21 protein-coding genes and 2 pseudogenes are annotated in these 22,012 nt (G+C 67.5%); 12 read left to right on the forward strand and 11 right to left on the reverse strand.

The window, feature by feature from the left end; genetic code table 11:
* Nucleotides 1-149: 149 nt before the first annotated feature.
* Together mbp1 and EET10_RS08410 are read right to left on the reverse strand one after the other, a co-directional pair.
* Nucleotides 150-383, reverse strand: coding sequence for a microaggregate-binding protein 1 (gene mbp1, locus EET10_RS08405; RefSeq protein WP_036406744.1), 234 nt, complete (start codon nucleotides 381-383; stop codon nucleotides 150-152).
* A 488-nt stretch (nucleotides 384-871) separates the two neighbouring features.
* On the reverse strand, nucleotides 872-1,267 hold the full coding sequence (locus EET10_RS08410) for a hypothetical protein (RefSeq protein WP_122502050.1): 396 nt from the start codon (nucleotides 1,265-1,267) through the stop codon (nucleotides 872-874).
* Nucleotides 1,268-1,494: 227 nt separating this feature from the next.
* Here EET10_RS08410 and EET10_RS08415 point away from each other — a divergent pair, with 227 nt between their 5' ends.
* Complete coding sequence (locus EET10_RS08415; protein ID WP_063466917.1) at nucleotides 1,495-2,145, forward strand: SOUL family heme-binding protein; 651 nt, start codon at nucleotides 1,495-1,497, stop codon at nucleotides 2,143-2,145.
* A 16-nt stretch (nucleotides 2,146-2,161) separates the two neighbouring features.
* Here the strand turns inward: EET10_RS08415 and EET10_RS08420 are convergent, their stop codons facing one another.
* The gene (locus EET10_RS08420) at nucleotides 2,162-2,656 is read right to left on the reverse strand and encodes an STAS domain-containing protein (RefSeq protein ID WP_081260470.1); all 495 of its coding nucleotides are present in this window, start codon (nucleotides 2,654-2,656) and stop codon (nucleotides 2,162-2,164) included.
* 475 nt (nucleotides 2,657-3,131) lie between these two features.
* Here EET10_RS08420 and EET10_RS08425 point away from each other — a divergent pair, with 475 nt between their 5' ends.
* From EET10_RS08425 to EET10_RS08435, 3 genes are all read left to right on the forward strand, one after another.
* On the forward strand, nucleotides 3,132-3,836 hold the full coding sequence (locus EET10_RS08425; RefSeq protein ID WP_036406754.1) for an Rv1815 family serine proteinase: 705 nt from the start codon (nucleotides 3,132-3,134) through the stop codon (nucleotides 3,834-3,836).
* A 106-nt stretch (nucleotides 3,837-3,942) separates the two neighbouring features.
* Nucleotides 3,943-4,623, forward strand: coding sequence for a catalase family protein (locus tag EET10_RS08430; RefSeq protein WP_036406843.1), 681 nt, complete (start codon nucleotides 3,943-3,945; stop codon nucleotides 4,621-4,623).
* Nucleotides 4,624-4,674: 51 nt separating this feature from the next.
* A complete protein-coding gene (locus tag EET10_RS08435) occupies nucleotides 4,675-5,646 on the forward strand; it encodes an SDR family NAD(P)-dependent oxidoreductase (RefSeq protein ID WP_036406757.1) in 972 nt (323 codons plus the stop codon).
* Here EET10_RS08435 and EET10_RS08440 read toward each other — a convergent pair.
* The 3 genes from EET10_RS08440 to EET10_RS08450 form a co-directional block, all read right to left on the reverse strand.
* Nucleotides 5,643-6,887 (reverse strand): glycosyltransferase family 4 protein, encoded by a 1,245-nt coding sequence (locus EET10_RS08440; RefSeq protein WP_036406760.1) that lies wholly within the window; start codon nucleotides 6,885-6,887, stop codon nucleotides 5,643-5,645. The two genes, EET10_RS08435 and EET10_RS08440, sit on opposite strands and share 4 nt — an antisense overlap.
* Before the next feature lie 127 nt (nucleotides 6,888-7,014).
* A complete protein-coding gene (locus EET10_RS08445; RefSeq protein WP_425293768.1) occupies nucleotides 7,015-8,565 on the reverse strand; it encodes a 1,4-alpha-glucan branching protein domain-containing protein in 1,551 nt (516 codons plus the stop codon).
* A 26-nt stretch (nucleotides 8,566-8,591) separates the two neighbouring features.
* Nucleotides 8,592-9,425 carry a class I SAM-dependent methyltransferase gene (locus tag EET10_RS08450; protein ID WP_122502051.1) on the reverse strand — a complete coding sequence of 278 codons (834 nt, stop codon included), beginning with the start codon at nucleotides 9,423-9,425 and terminating at the stop codon, nucleotides 8,592-8,594.
* A gap of 271 nt (nucleotides 9,426-9,696) precedes the next feature.
* Here EET10_RS08450 and EET10_RS08455 point away from each other — a divergent pair, with 271 nt between their 5' ends.
* The 3 genes and pseudogenes from EET10_RS08455 to EET10_RS08465 all read left to right on the forward strand — a co-directional run.
* On the forward strand, nucleotides 9,697-10,488 hold the full coding sequence (locus EET10_RS08455) for an electron transfer flavoprotein subunit beta/FixA family protein (protein WP_036406764.1): 792 nt from the start codon (nucleotides 9,697-9,699) through the stop codon (nucleotides 10,486-10,488).
* Between the two features lie 35 nt (nucleotides 10,489-10,523).
* Nucleotides 10,524-11,480: an electron transfer flavoprotein subunit alpha/FixB family protein gene (locus EET10_RS08460; protein WP_063466919.1), complete on the forward strand. Its 957-nt coding sequence runs from the start codon at nucleotides 10,524-10,526 to the stop codon at nucleotides 11,478-11,480.
* Between the two features lie 219 nt (nucleotides 11,481-11,699).
* Nucleotides 11,700-12,297 (forward strand): annotated as a pseudogene (locus tag EET10_RS08465) (cytochrome P450 family protein); the annotation flags it as partial.
* 61 nt (nucleotides 12,298-12,358) lie between these two features.
* Here EET10_RS08465 and EET10_RS08470 read toward each other — a convergent pair.
* The 4 genes from EET10_RS08470 to EET10_RS08485 are packed head-to-tail and all read right to left on the reverse strand — an operon-like array spanning nucleotide 12,359 to nucleotide 16,230.
* Nucleotides 12,359-13,321: an alpha/beta hydrolase gene (locus EET10_RS08470; RefSeq protein ID WP_036406767.1), complete on the reverse strand. Its 963-nt coding sequence runs from the start codon at nucleotides 13,319-13,321 to the stop codon at nucleotides 12,359-12,361.
* A 5-nt stretch (nucleotides 13,322-13,326) separates the two neighbouring features.
* Nucleotides 13,327-13,806 carry a hypothetical protein gene (locus EET10_RS08475; RefSeq protein ID WP_051490758.1) on the reverse strand — a complete coding sequence of 160 codons (480 nt, stop codon included), beginning with the start codon at nucleotides 13,804-13,806 and terminating at the stop codon, nucleotides 13,327-13,329.
* Entirely contained in the window at nucleotides 13,803-15,608 is a 1,806-nt protein-coding gene (locus EET10_RS08480; protein ID WP_036406770.1) for a flavin-containing monooxygenase, read from the reverse strand. The genes EET10_RS08475 and EET10_RS08480 overlap by 4 nt, the downstream gene beginning before the upstream one ends.
* Complete coding sequence (locus tag EET10_RS08485) at nucleotides 15,601-16,230, reverse strand: TetR/AcrR family transcriptional regulator (protein ID WP_036406773.1); 630 nt, start codon at nucleotides 16,228-16,230, stop codon at nucleotides 15,601-15,603. The genes EET10_RS08480 and EET10_RS08485 overlap by 8 nt, the downstream gene beginning before the upstream one ends.
* 130 nt (nucleotides 16,231-16,360) lie before the next feature.
* On the opposite strand from EET10_RS08485, the gene EET10_RS08490 reads away from it, so the two are divergent.
* The 5 genes and pseudogenes from EET10_RS08490 (at nucleotide 16,361) to mnmA (ending at nucleotide 21,355) form a co-directional block, all read left to right on the forward strand.
* Nucleotides 16,361-17,260 (forward strand): GNAT family N-acetyltransferase, encoded by a 900-nt coding sequence (locus EET10_RS08490; RefSeq protein WP_122502052.1) that lies wholly within the window; start codon nucleotides 16,361-16,363, stop codon nucleotides 17,258-17,260.
* Complete coding sequence (locus EET10_RS08495; RefSeq protein WP_036406849.1) at nucleotides 17,257-18,078, forward strand: lysophospholipid acyltransferase family protein; 822 nt, start codon at nucleotides 17,257-17,259, stop codon at nucleotides 18,076-18,078. Before EET10_RS08490 ends, EET10_RS08495 begins: the two co-directional genes overlap by 4 nt.
* 90 nt (nucleotides 18,079-18,168) lie before the next feature.
* A pseudogene (locus tag EET10_RS08500) lies at nucleotides 18,169-18,973 on the forward strand (amidohydrolase family protein); the annotation flags it as partial.
* Nucleotides 18,974-19,082: 109 nt separating this feature from the next.
* Nucleotides 19,083-20,264 (forward strand): cysteine desulfurase family protein, encoded by a 1,182-nt coding sequence (locus tag EET10_RS08505; RefSeq protein WP_036406778.1) that lies wholly within the window; start codon nucleotides 19,083-19,085, stop codon nucleotides 20,262-20,264.
* Nucleotides 20,261-21,355, forward strand: coding sequence for a tRNA 2-thiouridine(34) synthase MnmA (gene mnmA, locus EET10_RS08510; protein ID WP_036406781.1), 1,095 nt, complete (start codon nucleotides 20,261-20,263; stop codon nucleotides 21,353-21,355). The genes EET10_RS08505 and mnmA overlap by 4 nt, the downstream gene beginning before the upstream one ends.
* Here the strand turns inward: mnmA and EET10_RS08515 are convergent.
* Entirely contained in the window at nucleotides 21,352-21,981 is a 630-nt protein-coding gene (locus EET10_RS08515) for a sensor domain-containing protein (protein WP_036406783.1), read from the reverse strand. The two genes, mnmA and EET10_RS08515, sit on opposite strands and share 4 nt — an antisense overlap.
* Nucleotides 21,982-22,012: the final 31 nt, after the last annotated feature.

The raw sequence follows: 22,012 nt of genomic DNA on the forward strand, positions 1-22,012 counted from the left end.
GCCCACGTCCGACCGCGCGGCGACGACCGCAGAATGATGTTCGAATACCCTGTACGCCAATGCAAGTCGGGGAGCCGTCGTACCTTACCTGCGGTAACCGACGGTGGGCCCCGCCGGAAATTCCGGGCCGGGCCCACCGCGTCGACGAACTACTGGTTGGCCTGCTGTCGCTCTTTTGCGGCCTTCGCGCCGGCACGGGCCGATTCGGCCGCGGCCTCCTTCTTGGCGGCCTGGCGTTGGGCGTCGGCCTTGTCCTGCTGGGCCTTTGCTTCCTGCGCGAGCCGATCATTGCCGGTCACCACACCGATGACCTGCTTGATCGCGCCCTTGACGCCCTCGACTATGCCGCTGACGGCTTCCAGGGGTCCACTCTTGCGTGCCATATCTGCCTCCCGCTGATTTCTCGATTCGGCGGCATTACCCCGCCCTCGACCTCAATTTCCCGTTAAGCCTCGAGAGGAAACCTTCGCGGTCCCGTTGGTCGCCCGCCGAGGCCATCGAAATGCCGACTGAGCTCCGGAGACGGGTGCGGCGCGGTGGTTGTCGGCTTCGCCGCGGCCCTGAAAGACCGCGACCGGCCGGCCCGCCGATGAATGCGCGGCATCCGGCCGGAGTTTCGCGCACCTGCTGTCGGGTATGTGGGTGTGGTGAACGCAAGAGAGGCAGCCCGGCGAGTCCGGCACGCAGAGCGCACTGTGCTGCGGGTGCAACGGCGACTGTGGTTGGCGCAGCTGGTTGTGCCGGCGGCTGCGATCACGACGGCAATCGTGGTATCCGTTGCGGCATGGACGACGTGGCAACGGACGTCTCGTCGGCGTCGGTCCGAAAGCCCCTTCCGCCGCGGCTCGGCCCGCCTCGGTCGCCGCTTCGGCTACCGAATGCCCTTGAGCGCGGCCACGAGCCCTTCGGGGTCTGCGACGGTCACCGTCAAGGCCGAGTGGTCCCGGAGTCCCAGCACCCGGTGAACAGGCGGTTCGAAGTGGACGCATACCCCGGCGCGCGCGTTCGTGCCGAAGGTGAGTCCGTCATCGACCATCGACAGTCGGGGGCCGACCGCGGTCCACCATCGATACGGGCCGGTGATATGCGCGTCGCGGACGCTCGACAACGGCGCTTCCACGCGAAACGGTCCGTAGCGAGCCAGGAAACGGCCGTCGTCCGTCACCGTCACGCCCTGGCTTCCCGGCCACCGAAACGGTAGCCACATCGCAGCCAGCCGAGGATCGTAGCGATAGGGAAAGTGCCGTCCCCGGTTGTGCGGTTTCATTGCACGGCTCCCGTCTTGCACCTTCGCGCCCCGGCTGTTCGTACCGAGGCTACTGGCCGTGGCATCGCGGCTCGCACCCGCTCCGGCGCGGTACGGCGCGGTGCGGCGTTTTCGCCGGAAAATGAGATTGCTGCGGAAAAGAGACGGCCATTCGATATTTTCAGAGCCGACACGTCGGGCTGGTCCGCGCCGTTAGGCCGTGAAGCACACGAAAGGTAGGTCCGCAGATGCTGGGATGTGTCGCGCCACTGCTGACCCAACTCGTCGAGGCGGCCGGCTCGGTCGTCGGGGTGCGGGTCGGGACCGAGGAACCGCCCCATACCGTAGAGCAGCTCCACGGCGGACTGCAGATCCGCCGCTACGGCCCACGAATCGCGGCCGAAGTCGTCGTCGGCGATACCGAGGAAGGCGCCCGCAATCGCGGATTCCGTGCACTGGCCGGCTACATTTTTGGTGCGAATCACGCGAATTCGAAAATCGCGATGACTGCTCCGGTCAGTCAGCAACGGGCCGGCGGAGGAGCCGGCGCAGGAAAGCGCATCGCCATGACGGCCCCGGTAGCGCAGCAAGCGGGCGGCGACGGCACCTGGGTGATCCGGTTTTTCATGCCGGCCAAGTGGACGCTGGATACCCTACCCACGCCAGACGACAAATCCGTCGAACTCGTGTCGGTACCGGCGCAGGAGTACGCCGTGCTGCGTTTCAGCGGTGACCGCGGACCCGGCGCGGTCGCCTCATACACCGACGAATTGCTCCGTCTGCTCGACGGTACCGAGTACGTGCCGGCCGGTGCTCCGGTGGCGTGGTTTTATGACCCGCCGTGGACTGTTCCATGCTTGCGCCGCAACGAAGTTGCCGTTCCGGTGACGAGGCGGTGACCGCTGCGGGCAGGTGCTAGCGACGATCTCCGGCGACTTGCGCGAGCGGGGTCCGGCGCTGCGGGTCGCGGCGTTGGACCAGTCCGGCAAGGAACTGGCGGCGCGAGCTGATCACGTCCTCGATCAACTGCAGAGCCTCGGCAACCGAATTGGCTACAGGCAGACCGTGATTGATGACAATGCGCAATAGTGGTCGCATCGCAGGGCCCGCGATCACGCTGCAGTGCAGGCCGGCCTTGTGGTGTTCGTCGTTGAGCACCAGAAGAGCCCGAAAACCGTCAACGCTGAGGAAATCGAGATGGCTCAGCTCGAGTATCAACGGCGCCTTCGCCCGCGCGAAGCGCCGAATTTCGTGGGCAACGCGCTCGGCGTTCGAAGCGTCGATCTCTCCGTCGACACGCACAATGGTGGCCAGGCTGCGCGCGTAAACGCACAGTCGCGCCCCGGCGCAGTCGACCACATAGCGGCAGCGGGGTTGTTCTGGTGGGCTGATAGCCCCTAAAGCAGTCATATTCGTGGAGCCCATCGAGTGTGGTGGTGGGCGCGGGAGCTACAGCCTTTGGGACACCGCGCCCGCGGTGGTCAGCTGTGAACTCAACCTCGTCGAAAGCCTAACGCCGGCAGCCTCGGCCCGGTGGCCGCACGCGGACCCGACGCGGACCGCGGAGAGGCAGTTTAACGCCAGCGGCACAACAGATTTCGGCCCGGCAACCTCGGTGGAGGACCCAAGGCGAGTCTTCGCTTTTCGGCCACTACGCGCCAATCCTACTTCGCTTGCCGACCTTCGACCGCGGGCCCGTAGCCGACCGCTCTGCGACCGGATCGGCGCCGGAAAATGCGCTCGTCACTGCCCACTTGTTTCTGCGCTGTTTGGGTTTCGTCGCGCCGGAAAAGGGGTAATCTGAGCCCGCTGGGCGACTTGTACAGCCCTGGAATTGACGGTTGTGGAAGTTGTCCTTGTGGACGCGAGGAATGGTAGCGGCTAAATGGAAACCGTCTTGTGCGGATTTCGCCATTCCGCGGTCGCTATAGCGATCGCGTTGGTGGCGCTCAGTGCACCGGCGCCGGCCGCGGCCAAACCCGGTGTCACGGTATTTCCGGGCATGGAAATTCATCAGGGCGCCATGGTGTGCACGGTGGGGTTCGTCGAACCGCGACTGCGGATCGCGGTGAGCGCCGGACGGTGTGACGAGGGGTCCACCGTGACCGACGGCAAAGAGAACGTGGTCGGTACCGTGATGCTCGCCCGGCGCGGCACCGTCAACGAACCCGCGGCAGCCGACTCCGCAGCGGGCGTCGAATACGAAGTGATCACGCTGGCCCCCGAGGTGATCGCCACGGAGCTGTTGCCCGGGGGGCGTCAATTGCAGTCCAGCCCGGGATTCAGCGTGCAACCGGCACTGCCGGTGTGCCATGCCGGAATATCCTCCGGGCAAGTCTGCGGCCGGGTCAGCTCGGTCGGCACCGACGGGTTTGCCATTGCCGACATGACTGCAGACCAACGCGACCTGGGCGGGCCGGTGTATGCGCTGACCGACGACAACCGCGCCGTCATTGTCGGACTGCTCGACGGGGTGCGCGGCTCAACGCTATGGGCCCAGTCCTGGCAGGCGGTCATGCGGCAGCTCTACATCGACGCCCGGTCGGCCGGCCCAATACAGCCCCCCTTGGGACACACGATCGGCCGGTGAACGACGGAGTTCGAACGGCGACAGACCCGAAAGCAGATGCGCGGCAACGATGACCCGCCGGCTCGGGTGTTGGTTTCCCACCGCCGAGAAGGGGAACCCGGCGCGGATGACTGTTTCCGACATCGTCGCTCGGCCTTTTCAGTGGGGATCCGCGATCCGCGGTAGTCGGATCTTCCATCCGGTCGGCGTCATTGCGTCCGGCTCGATCGAACGCGTTGCGCCGCCGTCCAACGGGCTTCCGATCCCGTCGTCGGACGTGGTGGCCAGGGTGTCGAAAGCAGGCGGCACGCCGGGGTCCCTGCCTGACTTCATCGGGCTGGCCCTGCGGATCGAGCCCGGCCAGGTCGATGCGACGCCGTGGGACATTCTGTTGGTCTCCGCGGGATCTGGTGTCCTGAGCCGGGCGCTGGCGCTGCGGCCGGTCACATCGTGGACGGGCCAACCCATGACCACCCTCATGCCGTTGCGTTACCGGGCAAAGTACTGGTGGCTACGAGCGCGAATACTGAGCGATATCAGTGGATGTGGCCTGTCTCTCGGCAATGTTCGGGAAAGAATCAACGACGGCGACATCGAGGTGGCCCTCGACCAGGCTTGCGGCAGAGCCAATTTCGAGAAGGTGGCGCACCTGACACTGACCAGCGTCGTCAGTCCGGGGCCGGGTAACGACGTGTCGTTCGATCCGGTGGTCAACACCGCGCCCGGGTTGCGGCTTTTTCCGGCATGGCTGGCGGATCTGCGGGGTCGTGCATACGCGCGCAGCCGTGACGGCCGAGATGCCGGTTGAGCGGCCAGCGGGGTGCCGCGGTCGCCGCCGGATAGGGAAGTATGGGGCGGTATGAGCGTTTTCGGCCCACTGCGCCCGCTGCTCGACACTGCCCTCGACCGGACGGTCGTGCCCGGTTACACCCGCATCGGCTATCGGCTTCGCCGATCGGGCTGGGCGGGTGACCCGCCGCCGGGCGCGCTGCAGGGCCGCACGGCGCTGGTCACCGGCGCCAATCGGGGCCTGGGCAAGGCCATCGCCGCGGGCCTGGCCGGGCTGGGCGCGACCGTGCTGCTGACCGTTCGTGACCGCAAGAGTGGCGAACAGGCTCGCGACGAGATCGTCGCCGAATCGGGCGCCGACGTGCGGGTGGAAGTGTGCGACGTGTCCAACCTGGGCGCCGTTCGCGCCTTCGCCGCGGATCTGCGCACCCGTGTCCCGCGGCTGGACGTGCTGATCCACAATGCCGGATTGCTGCCCGCAACCCGCGACGAGAGCGACGATGGCCACGAAATCACCTTGGCCACACATGTTTTGGGGCCGATATTGCTGACCGAACTGCTGGTTCCGATGCTGGCCGCGGCCGACGACCCGCGGGTGATCCTGATGTCCTCCGGTGGGATGTATACCCAGTCGCTGCCCGTCGAGGACCCCGAATACCGCATCGGTCGCTACCGCGGTGCCGTCGCGTATGCCCGCACCAAACGGATGCAGGTGGCATTCACCCCGATCCTGGCCCGCCGCTGGGCCGACCGGCACATCCGGGTGTATTCCATGCATCCGGGTTGGGCCGATACCCCGGGCGTCGCGTCGTCACTGCCGGGTTTTCGCGCCGTCACCGGACCGCTGCTGCGCACCCTGGAAGAGGGCGCCGACACCGCCGTCTGGCTCGCCGCGACCAGTCCCGCACCACCGACCGGCACCTTCTGGCACGATCGTCGGCCGCGACCCGAACATTACGTGCCGTGGACCCGATCCGGTGACCGCGATCGCGAGCTGCTGTGGCGGTATTGCGCCACCGCGATCGGCCTGGACGCCTCTTAGCGGTCCGGCAGGGCATGCTCGACGATGGGCAGCCGGGGCAGTAGCTGCCGTTCGCGGCGTTTGGCCGCCAGATACACCTGAGCGGTCTCTTCGGCCACTGTCCGCCAGGCGAAGTCGGACGTGAGCCGGTCGCGGGCGGCACGGGCCCGCTGCTGCGCCGCGGCCGGGTCGGCGAGCACCGCGCACATCGCGGCGGCCAGCGCCGCCACATCGCGGGGCGGGCATGATATCCCGGTCACCCCGTTGATCACCGCTTCGCCCAGGCCGCCGATGTTCGACGTCACCAGCGGGGCGCCGGCGGCGGCGGCTTCCAAGGCGACCAGCCCGAACGGCTCATAGTGGCTCGGGAATACCGCCGCATCGGCTCGGTGTAACACCGCCAGTAGTTCGGTGTGGTCGAGGTGTCCGACGAACTTGGTTGCCTTGAGCACCCGGTGTTTACGGGCTTGCTCGACCAGCCAATCCCGTTGGGTGCCTTCGCCGGCGATGGTCAGCGTGGCACCCGGGTGGGCGCGCCTGATCCGCGGCAGCGCGGCGATGGCGTCGTGCACGCCCTTCTCGTATTCCAGCCGGCCGACGTACAGCAGCTCGGGCACTCCGGTGTGCGCGCGCCGCGCTGCGAACGGCCACCGCGCCGCGTCAATACCGTTGCGGATCACCGTGGTTTCGGCCAGGCCCGGACCGAACAGCTCGGTGATCTCGTCGCTCATCGACGCCGAACACGTGATGAGCGAATCGGATTCGCGGACCAGCCACGACTCGACCGCGTGTACCTGACGACTGATTGTTCCGGCGACCCAGCCGGAATGCCGCCCGGCTTCGGTCGCGTGAATCGTGGAAACCATTGGCACGTCGTAGAACTGGGCGAGCGCGATGGCCGGATGCGCCACCAGCCAGTCGTGGGCGTGTACCACGTCGGGACGCCAGGCTCGGTCGGTGCCGTGCCTCTTAAGCGACAGGCCGGCCCGGATCATGGCATGGCCCATCGCCAGGGTCCAGGCCATCATGTCGCTGCCGAAGCTGAATTCGTGCGGATCCTGCGCGGCCGCGATCACCCGCACCCCTTCGGCGAACACGTCGGACGAGGGGTGGGTGCTGGGGTCGGTGCCGGCGGGCCGGCGGGACAGCACGACGACGTCGTGGCCGGCCGCGGCCAATGCGGTTGAGAGATGGTGCACATGGCGGCCGAGCCCGCCGATCACCACCGGCGGGTACTCCCACGACACCATCAGGATTTTCATCGAAGCGGCCCCCCATTCCGTCGCCGAAACTGCAACCACAGCGCGGATTCGACCCCCGAATAGACGCTGAGCGCAGGATGGATGCGGCCAGCACAGTCTCGGCGGGCCGGCGGCCCCGGCGAGGCGGTCATCGGGGCAGCCTTCGGGCATCCAGAGCGCCGAAGAGACCGTCGGCGCGGTTCCATCCATCGGCCAGCCGCTGCGCCTGGTCGCGCCGGCCAGAAGCCAGCGCCCCGGCGATCTCGCGGGTCGCATGGGCGTGCAGATGCGCGCGATAGCGGGCGTAGTCGGCGGCCGAGTCCTTGCTCACCATGAACGGCCAGTCGCTGGACACGGTCAGCAGCGTCTCGCGCAGGATCTGATCGGCGACCTGGTCGCGGGGGATCGGCCCGTCCAGCGACGCCGTCTGCGCCAACGCCTTGTCGACGGTGGTCAACGCGGTGTCGACGACTTCGGAGTTGAGCTGGACCAGGTCGGCCACCTTCTCGCCGTTCCACACCTGCCAGTCTTTGCCGGAACCCCAAGAGCTGGGCGGCAATTCGACGGCCTCGCCGACGAACCCGTCGGTCAGCGCGTCCTGCAGGGTGCCAACTCGAACCCCGGCGGCTGGCAACGCCCGCAGCACCCGCGCCAGCCAGGTCGGCCCTTCATACCACCAGTGTCCGAACAATTCGGTGTCGAAGGCGGCCACCACGTGAGCGGGCCGGCCGATCCGCTCCGACTCGGCAATCAGCCGCCCGCGCACCAGGTCGACGAAGTCGGCGACATGAACGTCGACCGCACGGTCGGCCCGCCCCGGGTCATAGGGCGCCTTGGCATTCGATGGCACATTGCGGCCGGTGACCCGGGCGGGCTTCAGACCCGTCAGATGGTCGTAGGTGTGGAAATCGCGGTAGGCCGCGTGTCCCGGGTAGCCGGATTTCGGTGACCACACCCGGTAGCTGACCTGAAGGTCACGCCCGAATGCGACCACGTCGGTGTCGCCGACCGGCCGGCCCAGCGCGGTGTCACCGTGCAGTGACGGGCCGTCCACCATGAAGTGGCTGACTCCCGCGGCGGCGTAGTCGTGCTCCAGGCCGGGGGCGTAGGCGCATTCGGGCGCCCAGATGCCCGTCGGGCGCGCCCCGAGGCGCAGCCACGCGTCGGCCAGGCCTTCGCGCAACGCGAACTCGCGCAGCCGTGGATTCAGCAATGGCTGGAAGGGGTGCGCCAGCGGCCCGCCCAGCAGCTCCACCGCGCCGGCGTCGATCAAGCCGCGCAGCAGCGGGCTGCCGCCGTGACGCCACAACGCCGCGAAGTCCTCCAGTGCTTGGTCCGCCTCAATGCACTCGCGAATACCGAAAGCCCGCAACGCTTCCGGTGCACACGACTGATAGTGGGCCGATTTCGAGCCCGGCGCACACCACACGCTGGTGGCTTCGGTGGCGCGCAAGCGCCAGTTGGCCACCCAGTGGTGCATTCCGTCCAGGCAATACGGGTCGTCGAGCTGGGCGTTGACCACCGGGGTCATGCCAAGGGTGATCAAGCCGCGGCGGTCTTCGCCGGCCAGCTCACGCAGCACCCGAAACAACGGCAGGTAGGCGGCCGACCAGGATTGGTAAAGCCACTCCTCGCCGACCGGCCACCGGCCGTGGTGGGCCAGCCAGGGCAGGTGGGTATGCAAGACCAGGGTGAACATTCCGGGCACCCGGCTTACGGCTGCGTTCACGGGCGCACCGCGATCGCGATCAGATCGAGGCTGTCTTGAATGTCGTGGTGGATGTCGCGCTCGTCGCGGCTCACCATGTCGAAGTCGGCCGTGGTGACCGCCGCGACGTCGGCGGCCAGCTCGGCCGGCCACGGCGCGTCGGCAACCGCCCGCGCGATCTGGGCGTCGATGATCGAGCCGCCGTGGCGGGCGTCCATCTCGCGCAACCGCGGCCCGTGAAACAACCCGTACATGGCCACTTCGGCGAAGCCCGCGTCGACCAGCAGCTCGGTGAGTTCGTCGGCGTTGAGCTCGCGGGTGTGGAAGGGGTTGATCGGGGTGTCGCGGCCGGGGGAGAAGGTGATCCGGTTCGGGGTGGACACCAGCAGCAGGCCCGACGGGCGCAGCACCCGGGCACATTCGCGAAGGAACTGTCCCTGGTCCCAGAGGTGCTCGATGACCTGGAAGTTGACCACGACGTCCACCGACGCGTCGGGCAGCGGCAGCTCTGCCAGGTTGGCCTGCCTCACGTCGACCCGGGGGTAGCGGCTGCGGACATGTGCCACGGCGGCCTCGTCGTAGTCGATCGCGACCACCCGGCGGGCCACCTCGGCGATCAGGCCGGCGCCGTAGCCCTCGCCGCACCCGGCTTCCAGCACGTCACGGCCCGCGCAGCGCGGCGCCAGCCGCTGATAGACGACCTCGTGGCGGCGGAACCAGTAATTCTCGACGTCCAGGTCGGGAATGGTGCGTTCACCCGTCAAGGTGAGCACCGTCGGGCTCGTCGGGGAGACCGCCGGCTGGGAGTCGGTCGGGGTGTTTCGGGGAAGGCCGGGGACGAATGCGCTCATTGTTAAGGCAGGCTAACCCGTAGCGCTCGATTCGCGAACCGCGCACCGGTTACGGGCGGCCCGGCAAGGATGCGGCAGGTACCGACCAACGAGCTGAGGGTCCCCCGTTTGCCGGGGTGACCGGGCAATCCGGCAAGTACGACCCGCTATGGTGTGAGGGCAGACCGCAAAAAGTTACCGCCTAGTAACATGCCTGTGCGGTTGCGAACCGCGTGACCGAGTCCGGCTGACGAGCGCTGCCGGACGCCTTCGAGGAGGACGAGCCACACTCATGACAAACATCGTGGTCCTGATCAAGCAGGTCCCGGATACCTGGTCGGAGCGCAAGCTGACCGAGGGTGACTGGACGCTCGACCGGGAGGCCGCCGATGCGGTCCTGGACGAGATCAACGAGCGCGCTGTGGAAGAGGCGCTGCAAATCCGGGAGCGAGAAGGCGGGGAAGGGTCGGTGACCGTGCTGACCGCGGGCCCCGAGCGTGCCACCGAGGCGATTCGCAAGGCGTTGTCCATGGGCGCCGACAAGGCCGTCCACCTCAAGGACGACGGCATGCACGGCTCCGATGTCATCCAGACCGGATGGGCGCTGGCGCGAGCCTTGGGCACCATCGAAGGCACCGAACTGGTGATTGCCGGTAACGAGTCCACCGACGGCGTGGGCGGCGCGGTGCCGGCCATCATCGCGGAGTACCTGGGCCTGCCGCAGCTCACCCACCTGCGCAAACTGTCGGTCGAAGGCGGCAAAGTCACCGGTGAGCGCGAGACCGACGACGGTGTGTTCACCCTGGAGGCAACCCTGCCGGCGGTGGTCAGCGTCAACGAGAAGATCAACGAGCCCCGCTTCCCGTCCTTCAAAGGCATCATGGCCGCCAAGAAGAAAGAGGTCACCGTGCTGAGCCTGGCCGAGATCGGTGTCGAGGCCGACGAGGTCGGGCTGGCTAATGCCGGGTCGACGGTGTTGTCCTCGACGCCCAAGCCGCCGAAAACGGCCGGTGAGAAGGTCGCCGACGAGGGCGAGGGCGGCAACCAGATCCTGCAGTACCTGGTCGGCCAGAAAATCATCTGAACCAGCGCTATTCCGAGACGAGAGCGATATAACCCATGGCTGAAGTACTGGTGCTCGTTGAGCACGCTGAAGGTGCGCTGAAGAAAGTCACCTCCGAATTGATCACCGCCGCCCGGGCGCTGGGCGAGCCGGCGGCCGTCGTGGTCGGTGCCCCGGGCGCCGCCGCGCCGCTGGTGAACGGACTGAAGGCGGCCGGTGCGGCCAAGATCTACGTCGCCGAGTCGGATGTCGTCGGCCAGTACCTGATCACGCCGTATGTCGACGTGCTGGCGGCGCTGGCCGAGTCCTCGGCCCCGGCCGCCGTGCTGGTTGCCGCCACTGCCGACGGCAAGGAGATCGCCGGCCGGCTCGCCGCCCGGATCGGCTCGGGGCTGCTGGTCGACGTGGTGGAAGTCAAAGACGGCGGCAAAGCCGTCCACAGCATCTTCGGTGGCGCGTTCACCGTCGAGGCGCAGGCCACCGGCGATACCCCGGTGATCTCGGTGCGCGCCGGGGCCATCGAGGCCGAGCCGGCCGAGGGCGCGGGTGAGCAGGTCAGCGTGGAAGTGCCGGCTCCCGCCGAGAACGCCACCAAGATCACCTCTCGCCAGCCCGCGGTGGCCGGAGACCGGCCGGAGTTGACCGAGGCCACCGTCGTGGTCTCGGGTGGCCGCGGTGTCGGCAGCGCCGAGAACTTCAGCGTCGTCGAGGCGCTGGCCGACTCGCTCGGTGGTGCCGTCGGCGCATCCCGTGCCGCCGTCGACTCCGGCTACTACCCGGGCCAGTTCCAGGTCGGTCAGACCGGCAAGACGGTGTCGCCGCAGCTCTACATCGCGCTGGGCATCTCCGGAGCGATCCAGCACCGTGCCGGCATGCAGACGTCCAAGACCATCGTCGCGGTCAACAAGGACGAGGAGGCGCCGATCTTCGAGATCGCCGACTACGGCGTGGTCGGCGACTTGTTCAAGGTCGCCCCGCAGCTGACCGAGGCGATCAAGGCCCGCAGGGGCTAGCACCCGCGAGCCGCCCGCCAGATCGTCGCGATCCCGGCGGGCGGCTTTCTCCCACCGTGTTTCACGGCCCCACGGACCGGACATTTCCGGTACTTGAATCACCGGTGCCCCCGCGTGGCCACAGCTCCGAGCTCTTGACTGCGGCCGCCCGCGGTGTCCATAGTGGATTCAATCAACTGATCGATTAGTTGACACGGCGGCCGGCTTGCTGCGCCGGCCGTCTTCTGCGGCTACGTCAACACCGCGATCTCTCGGTTCCCCGACGACATGAAGCGGGAGAACATCGACATGCAGCGGGCGGTGCTGCTCAACATCGACGCCCCGCACCACACTCGGCTGCGCAAGATCATCTCGCGGGGCTTCACCCCGCGCGCCGTCGGACGGCTGCGTGACGAGCTCGACCGGCGCGCGCACCACATCGTCAAAAGCGCTGCGGCGCAAGGCTCCGGTGATTTCGTCGAGCAGGTGTCCTGCGAGCTGCCGTTGCAGGCGATCGCCGGCCTGCTCGGGGTGGGTGGTGATGTTCTATCGGTCGGCCAATTTCGACGACGACGTTTTCGACCATCCGGACACCTTCGACATCTTGCGAGATCCCAACCCGCACGTCGGATTCGGCGGCACCGGCGCGCACTAGTGCGTCGGGGCCAACCTGGCCCGGATGACGATCAGCGTGATTTTCAACGCGATCGCCGACCATATGCCCGACTTGAACCCGATTTCTCCGCCCAAGCGACTGCGATCCGGATGGTTGAACGGCATCAAGCACTGGCAGGTCGACTACGGCGGCCGCGCGCACGGTTGCCCCGTCGGTCGCTGACCGTGAGTCGTCCAATCACATAGCTACTCAACGTATTCCGGTCCTACGATCGCAAAGTGCGTTAGATTGTCTGCAGCCGGCGCACGCGGTCGGCGATCACTCGGCGGGAAACCGCAGCATTGGGAGCCATCCCCTCGAATGCGTGCGGACAACCTGGATGCACATGCAATTCGGTCGGCACGCCGGCCCCCGCCAGGCGGCGTGCGTAGGCGATGTCCTCGTCCCGGAAGATGTCGAGGTCGCCCACGTCGATGTAGGTGGGCGGCAGCCGCGAAACATCGCTGGCCCGCCCCGGAGCGGCATAAGAACTGACGCCGTCGGCGCCGGCGCTCTCACCCAGCAGGGCCTGCCAGCCGGTGATGTTGTCGTCGTAGGTCCAGGTCACGAACGGCACCAGTTCCGGGTCGGGCAGGCAGGTGCGATCGTCGAGCATCGGATAGACCAACAATTGCTGGGCGATCGCGGGCCCACCGCGATCGCGGGCCATCAGGCACACCGCGGCGGCCAGCGCGCCGCCGGCGCTGTCGCCCATGACGGCCACCCGGGCCGGATCGACGCCCAATTCGCCGGCGTGGCCGTGCAGCCATTCCAAGCCGGCAAAGCAGTCGTGCACCGGGACCGGGTGTGCAGACTCCGGCGCGGTGCGATAGTCGACGAGCAACATGGGCACACCGGAGTCGGCGACGTAGCGCCGGGCGAGCCAGTCGTAGAGGCCGCCCAGTTCGCGCATGCCGAAAATCATTCCGCCGCCGTGCAAATAGAGCACCGCGCTACCGGGTGGCTGCTCCGTCGCGGCTTGGTACCAGCTCACCGTCAACGTGGCGCCGTCGTCGGTGGCTACCGCATGGTGCTGCACGGCCACGCCGGCTATCGGCGGGCGGGTGGCCATGAGCTGGTCGATGGTGCGTTTGCTGTTGGCTCGCCGGGTCGCCACGTCGCCCACCGGCGGCGGCTCGGATTGGGCCCCGCCGGTATTCAGCAACGCGAGCTCGGCGAGCAATTCCGGGTCGATCTGCAGGCCCACGGCGGTCAGGCCGGGACCGGGTCGGCGTTGAAGTCGGCGACCAGGGAGTCGATGGTGATCCGGGCGACGACGTTCATGTCGGCATCGTAGATCTCGTAGAGCAGCGCGTCGGGAAAGTCGGGGCGAGCCCCGAAGTAGACCAGACCGCCGTCGTCGCCGCCGCGCTCCAGATGCGGTTTTTGGTCGTTGCCGGTCAGCGCATAGTCACCGGCACGCCGGAAGCGATGGTTGCCGATCGAACCGTCTGATTCGACATCCCACAGATGTTGCTCGCCGGCCAGCACGATGATGCTGGTGGTGGCCGCGTGGCGGTGGATCGGGCAGTGCCCGCCGTCACCTTGCCAGCGCACCACCATGTCGAGGGTGGCCACGTCACGGTCGTAGCCCAGGATGGTGTAGTCGTGCTGGATCTTGTATTTCGACCCCGGGCGTCCGGTCACCTCCTTCCACCGGTACCGCGAGGCGTCGAAGGTGCCGTGGATCATGACGCGACCCCCTGATCGGCGGGTGCCGAAGTACGCACGGCCAGGCCGGCGACCTCGCCTGCCTCCCGCCACGCCGTGAGGATGTCGGCGTATTCGGTTGGGCTGCCGAAGAAAAAGCTGTCCTGCTGCAGCCGGGCGCTCACCTGGCCCTCGCGGTTGTAATAGCCGGGTGTGCACGCCTCACGCCGTCCGGCGATCACGGCCGAGCGCTGCACGACGGTGTCGACCCAGGCCACTTCGGCCTCGGCGGTGGCCTCCACCTCGGTGACACCGTGCCGCAGCGCCCAGGCGATCACCCAGGCCACGTGCCGGGACTGGGTGTCGATCAAGTACGGGAAGTTCACGGTGAAGCCCGACTGGGCGATGCTTTCGATGAAGCAGTTCGGAAAGCCGTGCACGTGCAGGCCATGGAAGGTGCGGATACCGCTGGACCATTTGCCGGTGAGCGTCAGGCCGTCGCGGCCGACTATCTCGAAGCCGGTCCGCTGGGAATAGTCGGTGCCGACCTCGAACCCGGTGGCGAAAATCAAACAGTCAAGCGGGTATTCGACGCCGTCAACAACGACACCCTTTTCGGTGATCTGCTCGACGCCATACCCGTGGGTGTCGACGAGGGTGACATTGTCACGGTTGAAGGCTTGCAGGTATTCGTCGTGGAAGCAGGGCCGTTTGCAGAAATACCCGTACCAGGGCTTGAGCGCCTCGGCGGTGGCGGGATCGGTGACGATCGAGTCGATACGTGCCCGGATCTCTTCCATTTTCGCGAAGTCCGCCAGCTCCAACGGGGACGCCTGGCCGGGTGCCGCGTTGGCGTTGTGCCGCACGATGGGCAGGTTCTTGGTCAGGCTGGTCCACGCGTCGTCGACCAAATCCTCGTCGGATTCGCCTCCCGCGGTGAGGATCTGGAAGTTCTCGATGCGCCGTCGCTGCCAGCCCGGCTGGAGCGACGCCGCCCAATCCGGATCGGTTGACCGATTGGCCCGTACGTCCACCGTTGACGGGGTGCGCTGGAAGACGAACAGCTGCTGCGCGGCCTCAGCCAGGCGGGGCACGCACTGGATCGCCGTCGCGCCGGTGCCGATGATGCCTACCCGCTTGTCGGCGAGCCGCTCGAGGTTCTTGCCGGTGTAGGTGTAATCCCAGCGGCTGGTATGAAAGGCGTGGCCGCCGAACGTTGTTATCCCGTCGATGCCGGGTAGCTTCGGTTTCTGCAGGTACCCGTTGGCCATCGCAACGAACCGGGCGCGGATGGTGTCGTTGCGGGTGGTGGCAATTACCCAGCGGGAGTCGCTTGGGTCCCAACGGATCTCGGTGACCTCGGTGTTCAGCCGCGCGTTGCGGTAGAGGTCGTAGTGCTCGGCGATGCGCTGGCAGTGGGCAAAGATTTCGGCTCCCTTGGCGTACTTCTCGGTCGGGACGTAGCCGAGTTCTTCGAGCAGCGGCAGGTAGATGTAGGACTCGACGTCACAGGCGATGCCGGGGTAGCGATTCCAGTACCAGGTGCCGCCGACGTCGGCCGCCTTGTCGATGAGCCGGATATCGTCCACGCCGAGTTGTCGGCACCGCGCACCGATGAGCAGTCCGCCGAAACCGGCACCGATGATCGCCACGTCGGTTGTTTCGGTGATCGGATCGCGGGAGAAGTCGGGATCAGCCCACGGGTCGTCGCCGAAGCGGGCGAATGCGCCTGCGATTTGCACATATTGGCGGATGCCGTCCGGGCGCAGGCGCTTGTCGCGTTCCTGTTGGTATTTGGCGCGCAGCGCATCGGGGTCGAATCCGTTCCCGGCGAACTCACTCATGATCGACTTCTCCACTGTCTTGAGGTTCTGCGGCCAGCCCGCGGCGTACCAATCGCAGGTAGGCGTCGACGACTTCTGCCTCCCGGCCCGCGTCGCCGACCAAGTCCTCGAGGAAACGATGGGCGCCGACCAAAAAGTGTGCCTGCGCGGCGATCTCGACGTCGTTCATCGCCCGTACCGAGCCGGCCGCGATGCCCTCGCGCAGCCGCGCCGAAATCAGCTCGACCCAGGCGTTGATGCCTTGGCGATACAACTCGGGCTCGAGAAACCTGATCTCGTCGACCAACCGGATGTGCCCGGGGTTGCTGCGTACGTAGTCGACATAGGCCAGCAAGCCGGTGCGGTGACGTTCGAAGAAATCACCGCCGTGCGGCGCGGGCTGCTCTTCGAAGGCGGCCAGCCGCGCGAAGAAATCCGACATGAGCTTGCGCATCGTCGCCCGTAACAGCTCGGCGCGCGAACCGAAGTGGTAGTGCAGGTTTCCGACCGCGGTGTTGGCTCGCGCGGCGATTCCGGTCACCGATGCCCGGTGCAGTCCGCGTTCACTGGCCTCGGCCAGCGCGGCGTCCAAAATCGAGGCGCGCGTCCGGTGGCGCTTTGCGTATCCGGGAACGTGGGCCATGGCACAAGATACTGGATCAATTTTCAAAATTCGGCAAGGATTCGACGCTGCGACATGTTGTCACCTGACGTGCACCGGCCCGTCACAGCGCCGATGCCGATTAGCTGACCGGCTGCGTCACGTTGGTGGCATGAGCATCGCTTCTGTCCTCATACCCAGCGACAAATCGAGCGATCCGGCGGCCGGATCATCCTCGGGACCACGCTATTCCCTGTTGCTGACCACCGACGACGCCTTGATCGAGGCCGCGCAACAACTTCGATACGACGTCTTCAGCAGCACGCCCGGGTTCGCGGTGCCGTCGACGATCGATCACCGCGACGTCGACCGCTTCGACGAGTACTGCGACCACCTGCTGGTCCGCGACGACGACACCGGTGAGCTGGTGGGGTGCTACCGGATGTTGCCGCCGGCGGGTGCCATTGCCGCGGGAGGTCTGTATACCGCGACCGAATTCGACGTCCGCGCATTCGACCCGCTACGGCCGTCGTTGGTCGAGATGGGCCGCGCGGCGGTGCGCGACGGTCACCGCAACGGCGCGGTGGTGCTGTTGATGTGGGCGGGCATCCTGGCCTACCTGGACCGATGCGACTACGACTACGTGACCGGCTGCGTGTCGGTGCCGATCGAGGCGGGCGACGATACCCCGGGGTGCCAGCTGCGCGGCGTGCGTGATTTCGTGTTGGCGCGTCACGCGGCGCCGTACCGGGTGCATCCCTACCGGGAGGTGCGAGTCGGCGGTAAGCCGCTCGATGACATTGCGCCGCCGCGGCGTGCGACGGTCCCGCCCCTGATGCGTGGCTACCTGCGGCTGGGTGCCCGGGTGTGCGGCGAGCCCGCCCACGACCCGGCTTTCGGGGTCGGTGATTTCTGCGTGCTGCTGAGCAAGCGTCAGGCCGATGCCCGCTACCTGAGTCGCCTGCGGTCGGTGTCGGCGGCCTCAGAGATGGCCGGCGGGGTGACCGGCGGTGCGCGCCGTGGGACGGCCGGCGGTGCGCGCGGCGGGACGGCCTGCGGGGCGCGCCGATGAACGGTTTCGGGCACTGCTGGCTGCCTCGCGCATCGTGTGATGTCAGCTGCGTGGGCCATGGCGACACCGCCGGTCTTGTGCGGCTGCGGGTGGCGCTGCGCCTGACGCTGGCGCTGCTGTTGGCGCCGGGCCTACCCCTGCTCGGTGTGCCGCTGCCCGGTCGCACCCACGTGCAACGCGCCTACTGCCGGTTGGTGCTGCGCTGTATTGGCGTCCGGATCACCTTGTCGGGCAACCCGATTCGCAACCTGAGCGGCGTTCTGGTGGTCAGCAATCACATGTCGTGGCTGGACGTCTTCGCTATCGGTGCGGTGTTGCCCGGGTCGTTCGTCGCCCGTGCCGACATGTTCAGCGGACCCGCGATCGGGATCCTGGCCCGCCTGTTGAAGATCATCCCGATCGAGCGGGCCAGCCTACGCCGGCTACCCGAGGTGATCGACACCGTCGCCCGCAGGCTACGCGCCGGTCAGACTGTCGTGGCCTTCCCGGAGGGCACCACCTGGTGTGGGCTGGCGTCGGGGAGCTTTTACCCGGCGATGTTTCAGGCCGCCATCGATGCCGGACGCCCGGTGCAGCCCCTGTGGCTCACGTATCACCGCGTCGACGGCAGCGTGTCGACCACTCCCGCCTACGTTGGCCAGGACACGTTGGCACGGTCGGTGTGCCGGGTGCTCGCCGTGCGCCGCACGGTGACCCGGGTGCATGTCGGGTCCCTGCAACTGCCGGGTACCGATCGCCGAACATTGGCCGCACGGTGCCGGTCTGTGGTGCATGCGGGGACGCAGCTCCCGGGCCACCGGCCGGCGTTGGTGGCTTGAGGGCCTCGAGGACAACGCCCAGGGCGAGCCGAAGCCAGCCGAACGTTCACGGGAGAGCCCAAACCGGGCCGGCTATCGACGCGACACTTAACTAAGACGCCGGTCACCGCCGAGAAGTTCAGCGCCTACGCGGAATCACTTCGGCGAAGCGACGATGACATCCTTACCCAACTCGATGCCGCCGGCATCCGCCAGAGTCTCATCACCGGCTTCGACGAACGCTCCACCTGCGGCGTGACGTTCGTGCACAACGAGTCAGTAGCCGCGCTCGCTGCCCGACACCCGGATCGGTTCATCCCGTTCGCCGGGGCCGACATCATGGGCGGCGCCGCGGCGCTCGACCAATTCGAGCACTGGATCACCGATCGTGGATTCCGCGGACTCAGCCTGCGGCCTTTCATGATCGGTCGACCGGCATCGGACCCCGCATACTTCCCGTACTACGCCAAGTGCGTCGAACTCGGAGTGCCGCTGAGCATCCACACTTCGGCCAACTGGACCCGCACCCGGCCCAGCGACCCCGGGCATCCCCGTCACATCGACGATGTGGCGTGCCGCTTTCCGGAACTGACCATAGTGATTGAGCCACGGCGGCTACCAGTGGGTGCTGGAGGCATGCCTGATCGCCTGGAAACACCCCAATGTTTACGTCGAACTGGCTGCGCACCGACCCAAGCACTTCGCCGCGCCCGGCGCCGGCTGGGAGGCACTGATGCGATTCGGGCAGAACACTATCCGCCACAAAGTGCTCTATGGGACCGGAGCGTTCCTGCCGAACCTTCCGCACCAGCAACTCTGCGATGAAATGCGGGAACTCCCGTTGGACCCCAGCACCCTCGAACAGTGGCTCTGGCGCAACGCTGCCCGGTTACTCGGACTATCCGGCGTCGATTGAGGCTGTCGCAGTCCTGGTCGCCGCGCGGCTCGTCCCGCCGGCCGGCCTGCATTGCGGCCTGCCCGAAAATTCTGGGTCTTGGGACCCGGCCGGTATCGTGGGGCGAGTCATGGTCTACCTCGATCACGCCGCCACCACCCCGATGCACCCCGCCGCCGTCGAGGCGATGACGGCCGTGCTCGGCTCGGCCGGCAACGCTTCCTCGCTGCACACCACGGGACGTGCGGCGCGCCGCCGAATCGAGGAATCCCGGGAGCTGATCGCCGACAAGCTCGGCGCGCGCCCGTCGGAGGTGATCTTCACCGCGGGCGGCACCGAGAGCGACAACCTGGCCGTCAAAGGGATCTACTGGGCGCGCCGTGACGCCCAGCCCGGCCGTCGGCGCATCGTCACCTCGCAGGTCGAGCACCATGCCGTACTCGACGCGGTGGACTGGCTCGTCGAGCACGAGGGTGCGCAGGTGAGCTGGCTGCCCACCGCTGGCGACGGCTCGGTGTCGCCCGCCGCGCTGCGTGCGGTGCTGCACAGCCATGACGACGTCGCGCTGGTATCGGTGATGTGGGCCAACAACGAGGTCGGCACCATCATGCCGACCGCCGAACTGGCCGCCGTCGCGGCCGAGTTCGGCGTGCCCATGCACAGCGACGCCATCCAGGCGGTGGGACAGCTACCGGTCGACTTCGGCGCCAGCACCTTGTCGGCGATGAGTGTGGCGGCACACAAGTTCGGCGGTCCGCCGGGCATCGGCGCATTGCTGCTGCGCCGCGACGTCGCCTGCGTGCCGTTGCTGCACGGCGGCGGCCAGGAGCGCGATGTCCGTTCGGGTACTCCCGACGTCGCCGGGGCGGTAGGCATGGCCGCCGCGGCGCGGATCGCCGTGGACGGATTGGAAGCCAACAGCGCGCGGCTGCGGTTGCTGCGCGACCGCCTGGTCGAAGGTGTGCTCGCCGAAATCGACGACGTGCGTCTCAACGGTGCTCGCGACCCGTTGCGGCTTCCGGGCAACGTGCACTTCACCTTTGGCGGCTGTGAGGGCGATGCGCTGCTGATGTTGTTGGACGCCAACGGGATTGAGTGTTCGACCGGATCGGCCTGCACTGCCGGTGTGGCCCAGCCGTCACACGTATTGATCGCGATGGGCGCCGACCCGGCCAGCGCCCGCGGCTCATTGCGTCTTTCCTTCGGGCACACAAGTGTTGATGCGGACGTCGATGCGGCATTGCGGGTGCTGCCCGCAGCGGTGGCCCGTGCTCGCGGAGCCGCCCTGGCCGCCGCGGGAGCCTCCTGGTGAAGGTCCTGGCCGCGATGAGTGGCGGGGTCGACTCCTCGGTCGCGACCGCCCGCATGGTCGACGCCGGCCACGAGGTGGTCGGCGTGCACCTGGCACTGTCGACAGTGCCCTCGACGCTGCGCACCGGATCGCGGGGTTGTTGCTCCAAAGAGGACGCCTCGGACGCCCGCCGGGTCGCCGATGTACTCGGAATCCCGTTCTATGTCTGGGATTTCGCCGAGAAGTTCAACGAAGACGTGATCGACGACTTCGTGTCGTCCTACGCTCGCGGAGAAACGCCCAACCCCTGCGTCCGATGCAATCAGCGGATCAAGTTCTCGGCACTGTTGACCCGGGCGTTGGCGCTGGGTTTCGACGCGGTGGCCACCGGCCACTATGCGCGGCTGTCAGATGGGCGGCTGCGCCGCGCCGTCGACCGGGACAAGGACCAGTCCTATGTGCTGGCCGTACTGACCGCCCAGCAGCTGCGCCATGCGCTGTTCCCGATCGGAGACACTCCCAAGTTGCAGATTCGGGCCGAGGCGGCCCGCCGCGGCCTGGCGGTTGCCGACAAGCCGGACAGCCACGACATCTGCTTCATTCCCTCCGGCGACACCCGCGCGTTCCTCGGTGCGCGCCTCGGCGTTCGCCGGGGCGTCGTCGTCGATGCGGACGGCGCCGTGCTGGCCACCCATGACGGCGTGCACGGGTTCACCATCGGCCAGCGCAAGGGCCTCGGTATCCCAGGCCCCGGTCCCGATGGCCGCCCGCGCTACGTCACCGCGATCGACGCCGAAAGCGCGACCATTCGCGTGGGTGACGTGTCCGATCTCGATGTGCACGCGCTGACCGGACGAGCGCCGGTGTTCACCGCCGGAGCCGCGCCGACCGGTCCGGTCGATTGCGCGGTGCAGGTGCGTGCTCACGGTGAAACCGCAAGTGCTACAGCAGAATTGGTGGGCGACGAATTGTCGGTGCGATTGCATGCGCCGCTGCGCGGGGTGGCCCGCGGCCAGACGGTGGTGCTCTACCGGCCGGATCCCGGCGGTGACGAGGTGCTCGGCAGCGCCACCATAGCCGGCACGTCGGCCTGCTCGTCCGCAGCGACTTAATGCGGCACGTTGGCGGCCATGTTCGTCATGACGATGCCGGGCACCGATTCCGGAAACCCGCAGAAGGTGACTTCCAGCAGGGCCACCGAGAGGACCCGGTAGTCGCGGCCGCAGTCGCCGGGCCGGATGTGCAGCGAGTCACCGTCGACATGCCACACACTGACCAGCAGCGAGCCACTGGAACTGGTTGCGCAACTCCCCACCGCGCCCACCAGCGATTCGAAGGCGTGCCGGGCGATGCCGGGATCCCGATACACCGCGGCGCCCTCGGAGATCAGGGCGCCTTCGGGCGGGTCCTGGAAGGTGATCTTGTGAAACCCTGCGATGTCGGGCCCGAAGGTCGCCGTTTCGGCGTAGATGAACCGGCATTCCCGGGGCAGGGTCTCTGCGAGGGCGTCGATGTCGACCGGGTGTTTGCCGTCCATCGACGGCACGATTGTCAGGTCGTCACCGGCGCCGGTGATCGCGCGCATCCGCGCTTGGTCCAGCAGCAGGGTGTCGACGTTGAGTACATCGAGCGGGTAAACGCCGAAGGGCGGCAGTGCTTCACCCTCGACCACGCGTGTGCACGCCGCCGTCAGCGCCACCGCGCAGCACCACAGCAGCAGCCGGATTGATTTCGCCATCAGCCACCCTTCCGTGGTTGCAACCTACCCG

The sequence above is a fragment of the Mycobacterium pseudokansasii genome, assembly GCF_900566075.1.
Lineage (GTDB): Bacteria > Actinomycetota > Actinomycetes > Mycobacteriales > Mycobacteriaceae > Mycobacterium > Mycobacterium pseudokansasii.

Coding starts and splice junctions, on each gene's coding strand:
- mbp1 (WP_036406744.1), bottom strand. CDS start 383: ATGGCACGCAAGAGTGGACCCCTGGAAGCCGTCAGCGGCATAGTCGAG.
- EET10_RS08410 (WP_122502050.1), bottom strand. CDS start 1,267: ATGAAACCGCACAACCGGGGACGGCACTTTCCCTATCGCTACGATCCT.
- EET10_RS08415 (WP_063466917.1), top strand. CDS start 1,495: ATGCTGGGATGTGTCGCGCCACTGCTGACCCAACTCGTCGAGGCGGCC.
- EET10_RS08420 (WP_081260470.1), bottom strand. CDS start 2,656: ATGACTGCTTTAGGGGCTATCAGCCCACCAGAACAACCCCGCTGCCGC.
- EET10_RS08425 (WP_036406754.1), top strand. CDS start 3,132: ATGGAAACCGTCTTGTGCGGATTTCGCCATTCCGCGGTCGCTATAGCG.
- EET10_RS08430 (WP_036406843.1), top strand. CDS start 3,943: ATGACTGTTTCCGACATCGTCGCTCGGCCTTTTCAGTGGGGATCCGCG.
- EET10_RS08435 (WP_036406757.1), top strand. CDS start 4,675: ATGAGCGTTTTCGGCCCACTGCGCCCGCTGCTCGACACTGCCCTCGAC.
- EET10_RS08440 (WP_036406760.1), bottom strand. CDS start 6,887: ATGAAAATCCTGATGGTGTCGTGGGAGTACCCGCCGGTGGTGATCGGC.
- EET10_RS08445 (WP_425293768.1), bottom strand. CDS start 8,565: ATGTTCACCCTGGTCTTGCATACCCACCTGCCCTGGCTGGCCCACCAC.
- EET10_RS08450 (WP_122502051.1), bottom strand. CDS start 9,425: ATGAGCGCATTCGTCCCCGGCCTTCCCCGAAACACCCCGACCGACTCC.
- EET10_RS08455 (WP_036406764.1), top strand. CDS start 9,697: ATGACAAACATCGTGGTCCTGATCAAGCAGGTCCCGGATACCTGGTCG.
- EET10_RS08460 (WP_063466919.1), top strand. CDS start 10,524: ATGGCTGAAGTACTGGTGCTCGTTGAGCACGCTGAAGGTGCGCTGAAG.
- EET10_RS08475 (WP_051490758.1), bottom strand. CDS start 13,806: ATGATCCACGGCACCTTCGACGCCTCGCGGTACCGGTGGAAGGAGGTG.
- EET10_RS08480 (WP_036406770.1), bottom strand. CDS start 15,608: ATGAGTGAGTTCGCCGGGAACGGATTCGACCCCGATGCGCTGCGCGCC.
- EET10_RS08485 (WP_036406773.1), bottom strand. CDS start 16,230: ATGGCCCACGTTCCCGGATACGCAAAGCGCCACCGGACGCGCGCCTCG.
- EET10_RS08490 (WP_122502052.1), top strand. CDS start 16,361: ATGAGCATCGCTTCTGTCCTCATACCCAGCGACAAATCGAGCGATCCG.
- EET10_RS08495 (WP_036406849.1), top strand. CDS start 17,257: ATGAACGGTTTCGGGCACTGCTGGCTGCCTCGCGCATCGTGTGATGTC.
- EET10_RS08505 (WP_036406778.1), top strand. CDS start 19,083: ATGGTCTACCTCGATCACGCCGCCACCACCCCGATGCACCCCGCCGCC.
- EET10_RS08515 (WP_036406783.1), bottom strand. CDS start 21,981: ATGGCGAAATCAATCCGGCTGCTGCTGTGGTGCTGCGCGGTGGCGCTG.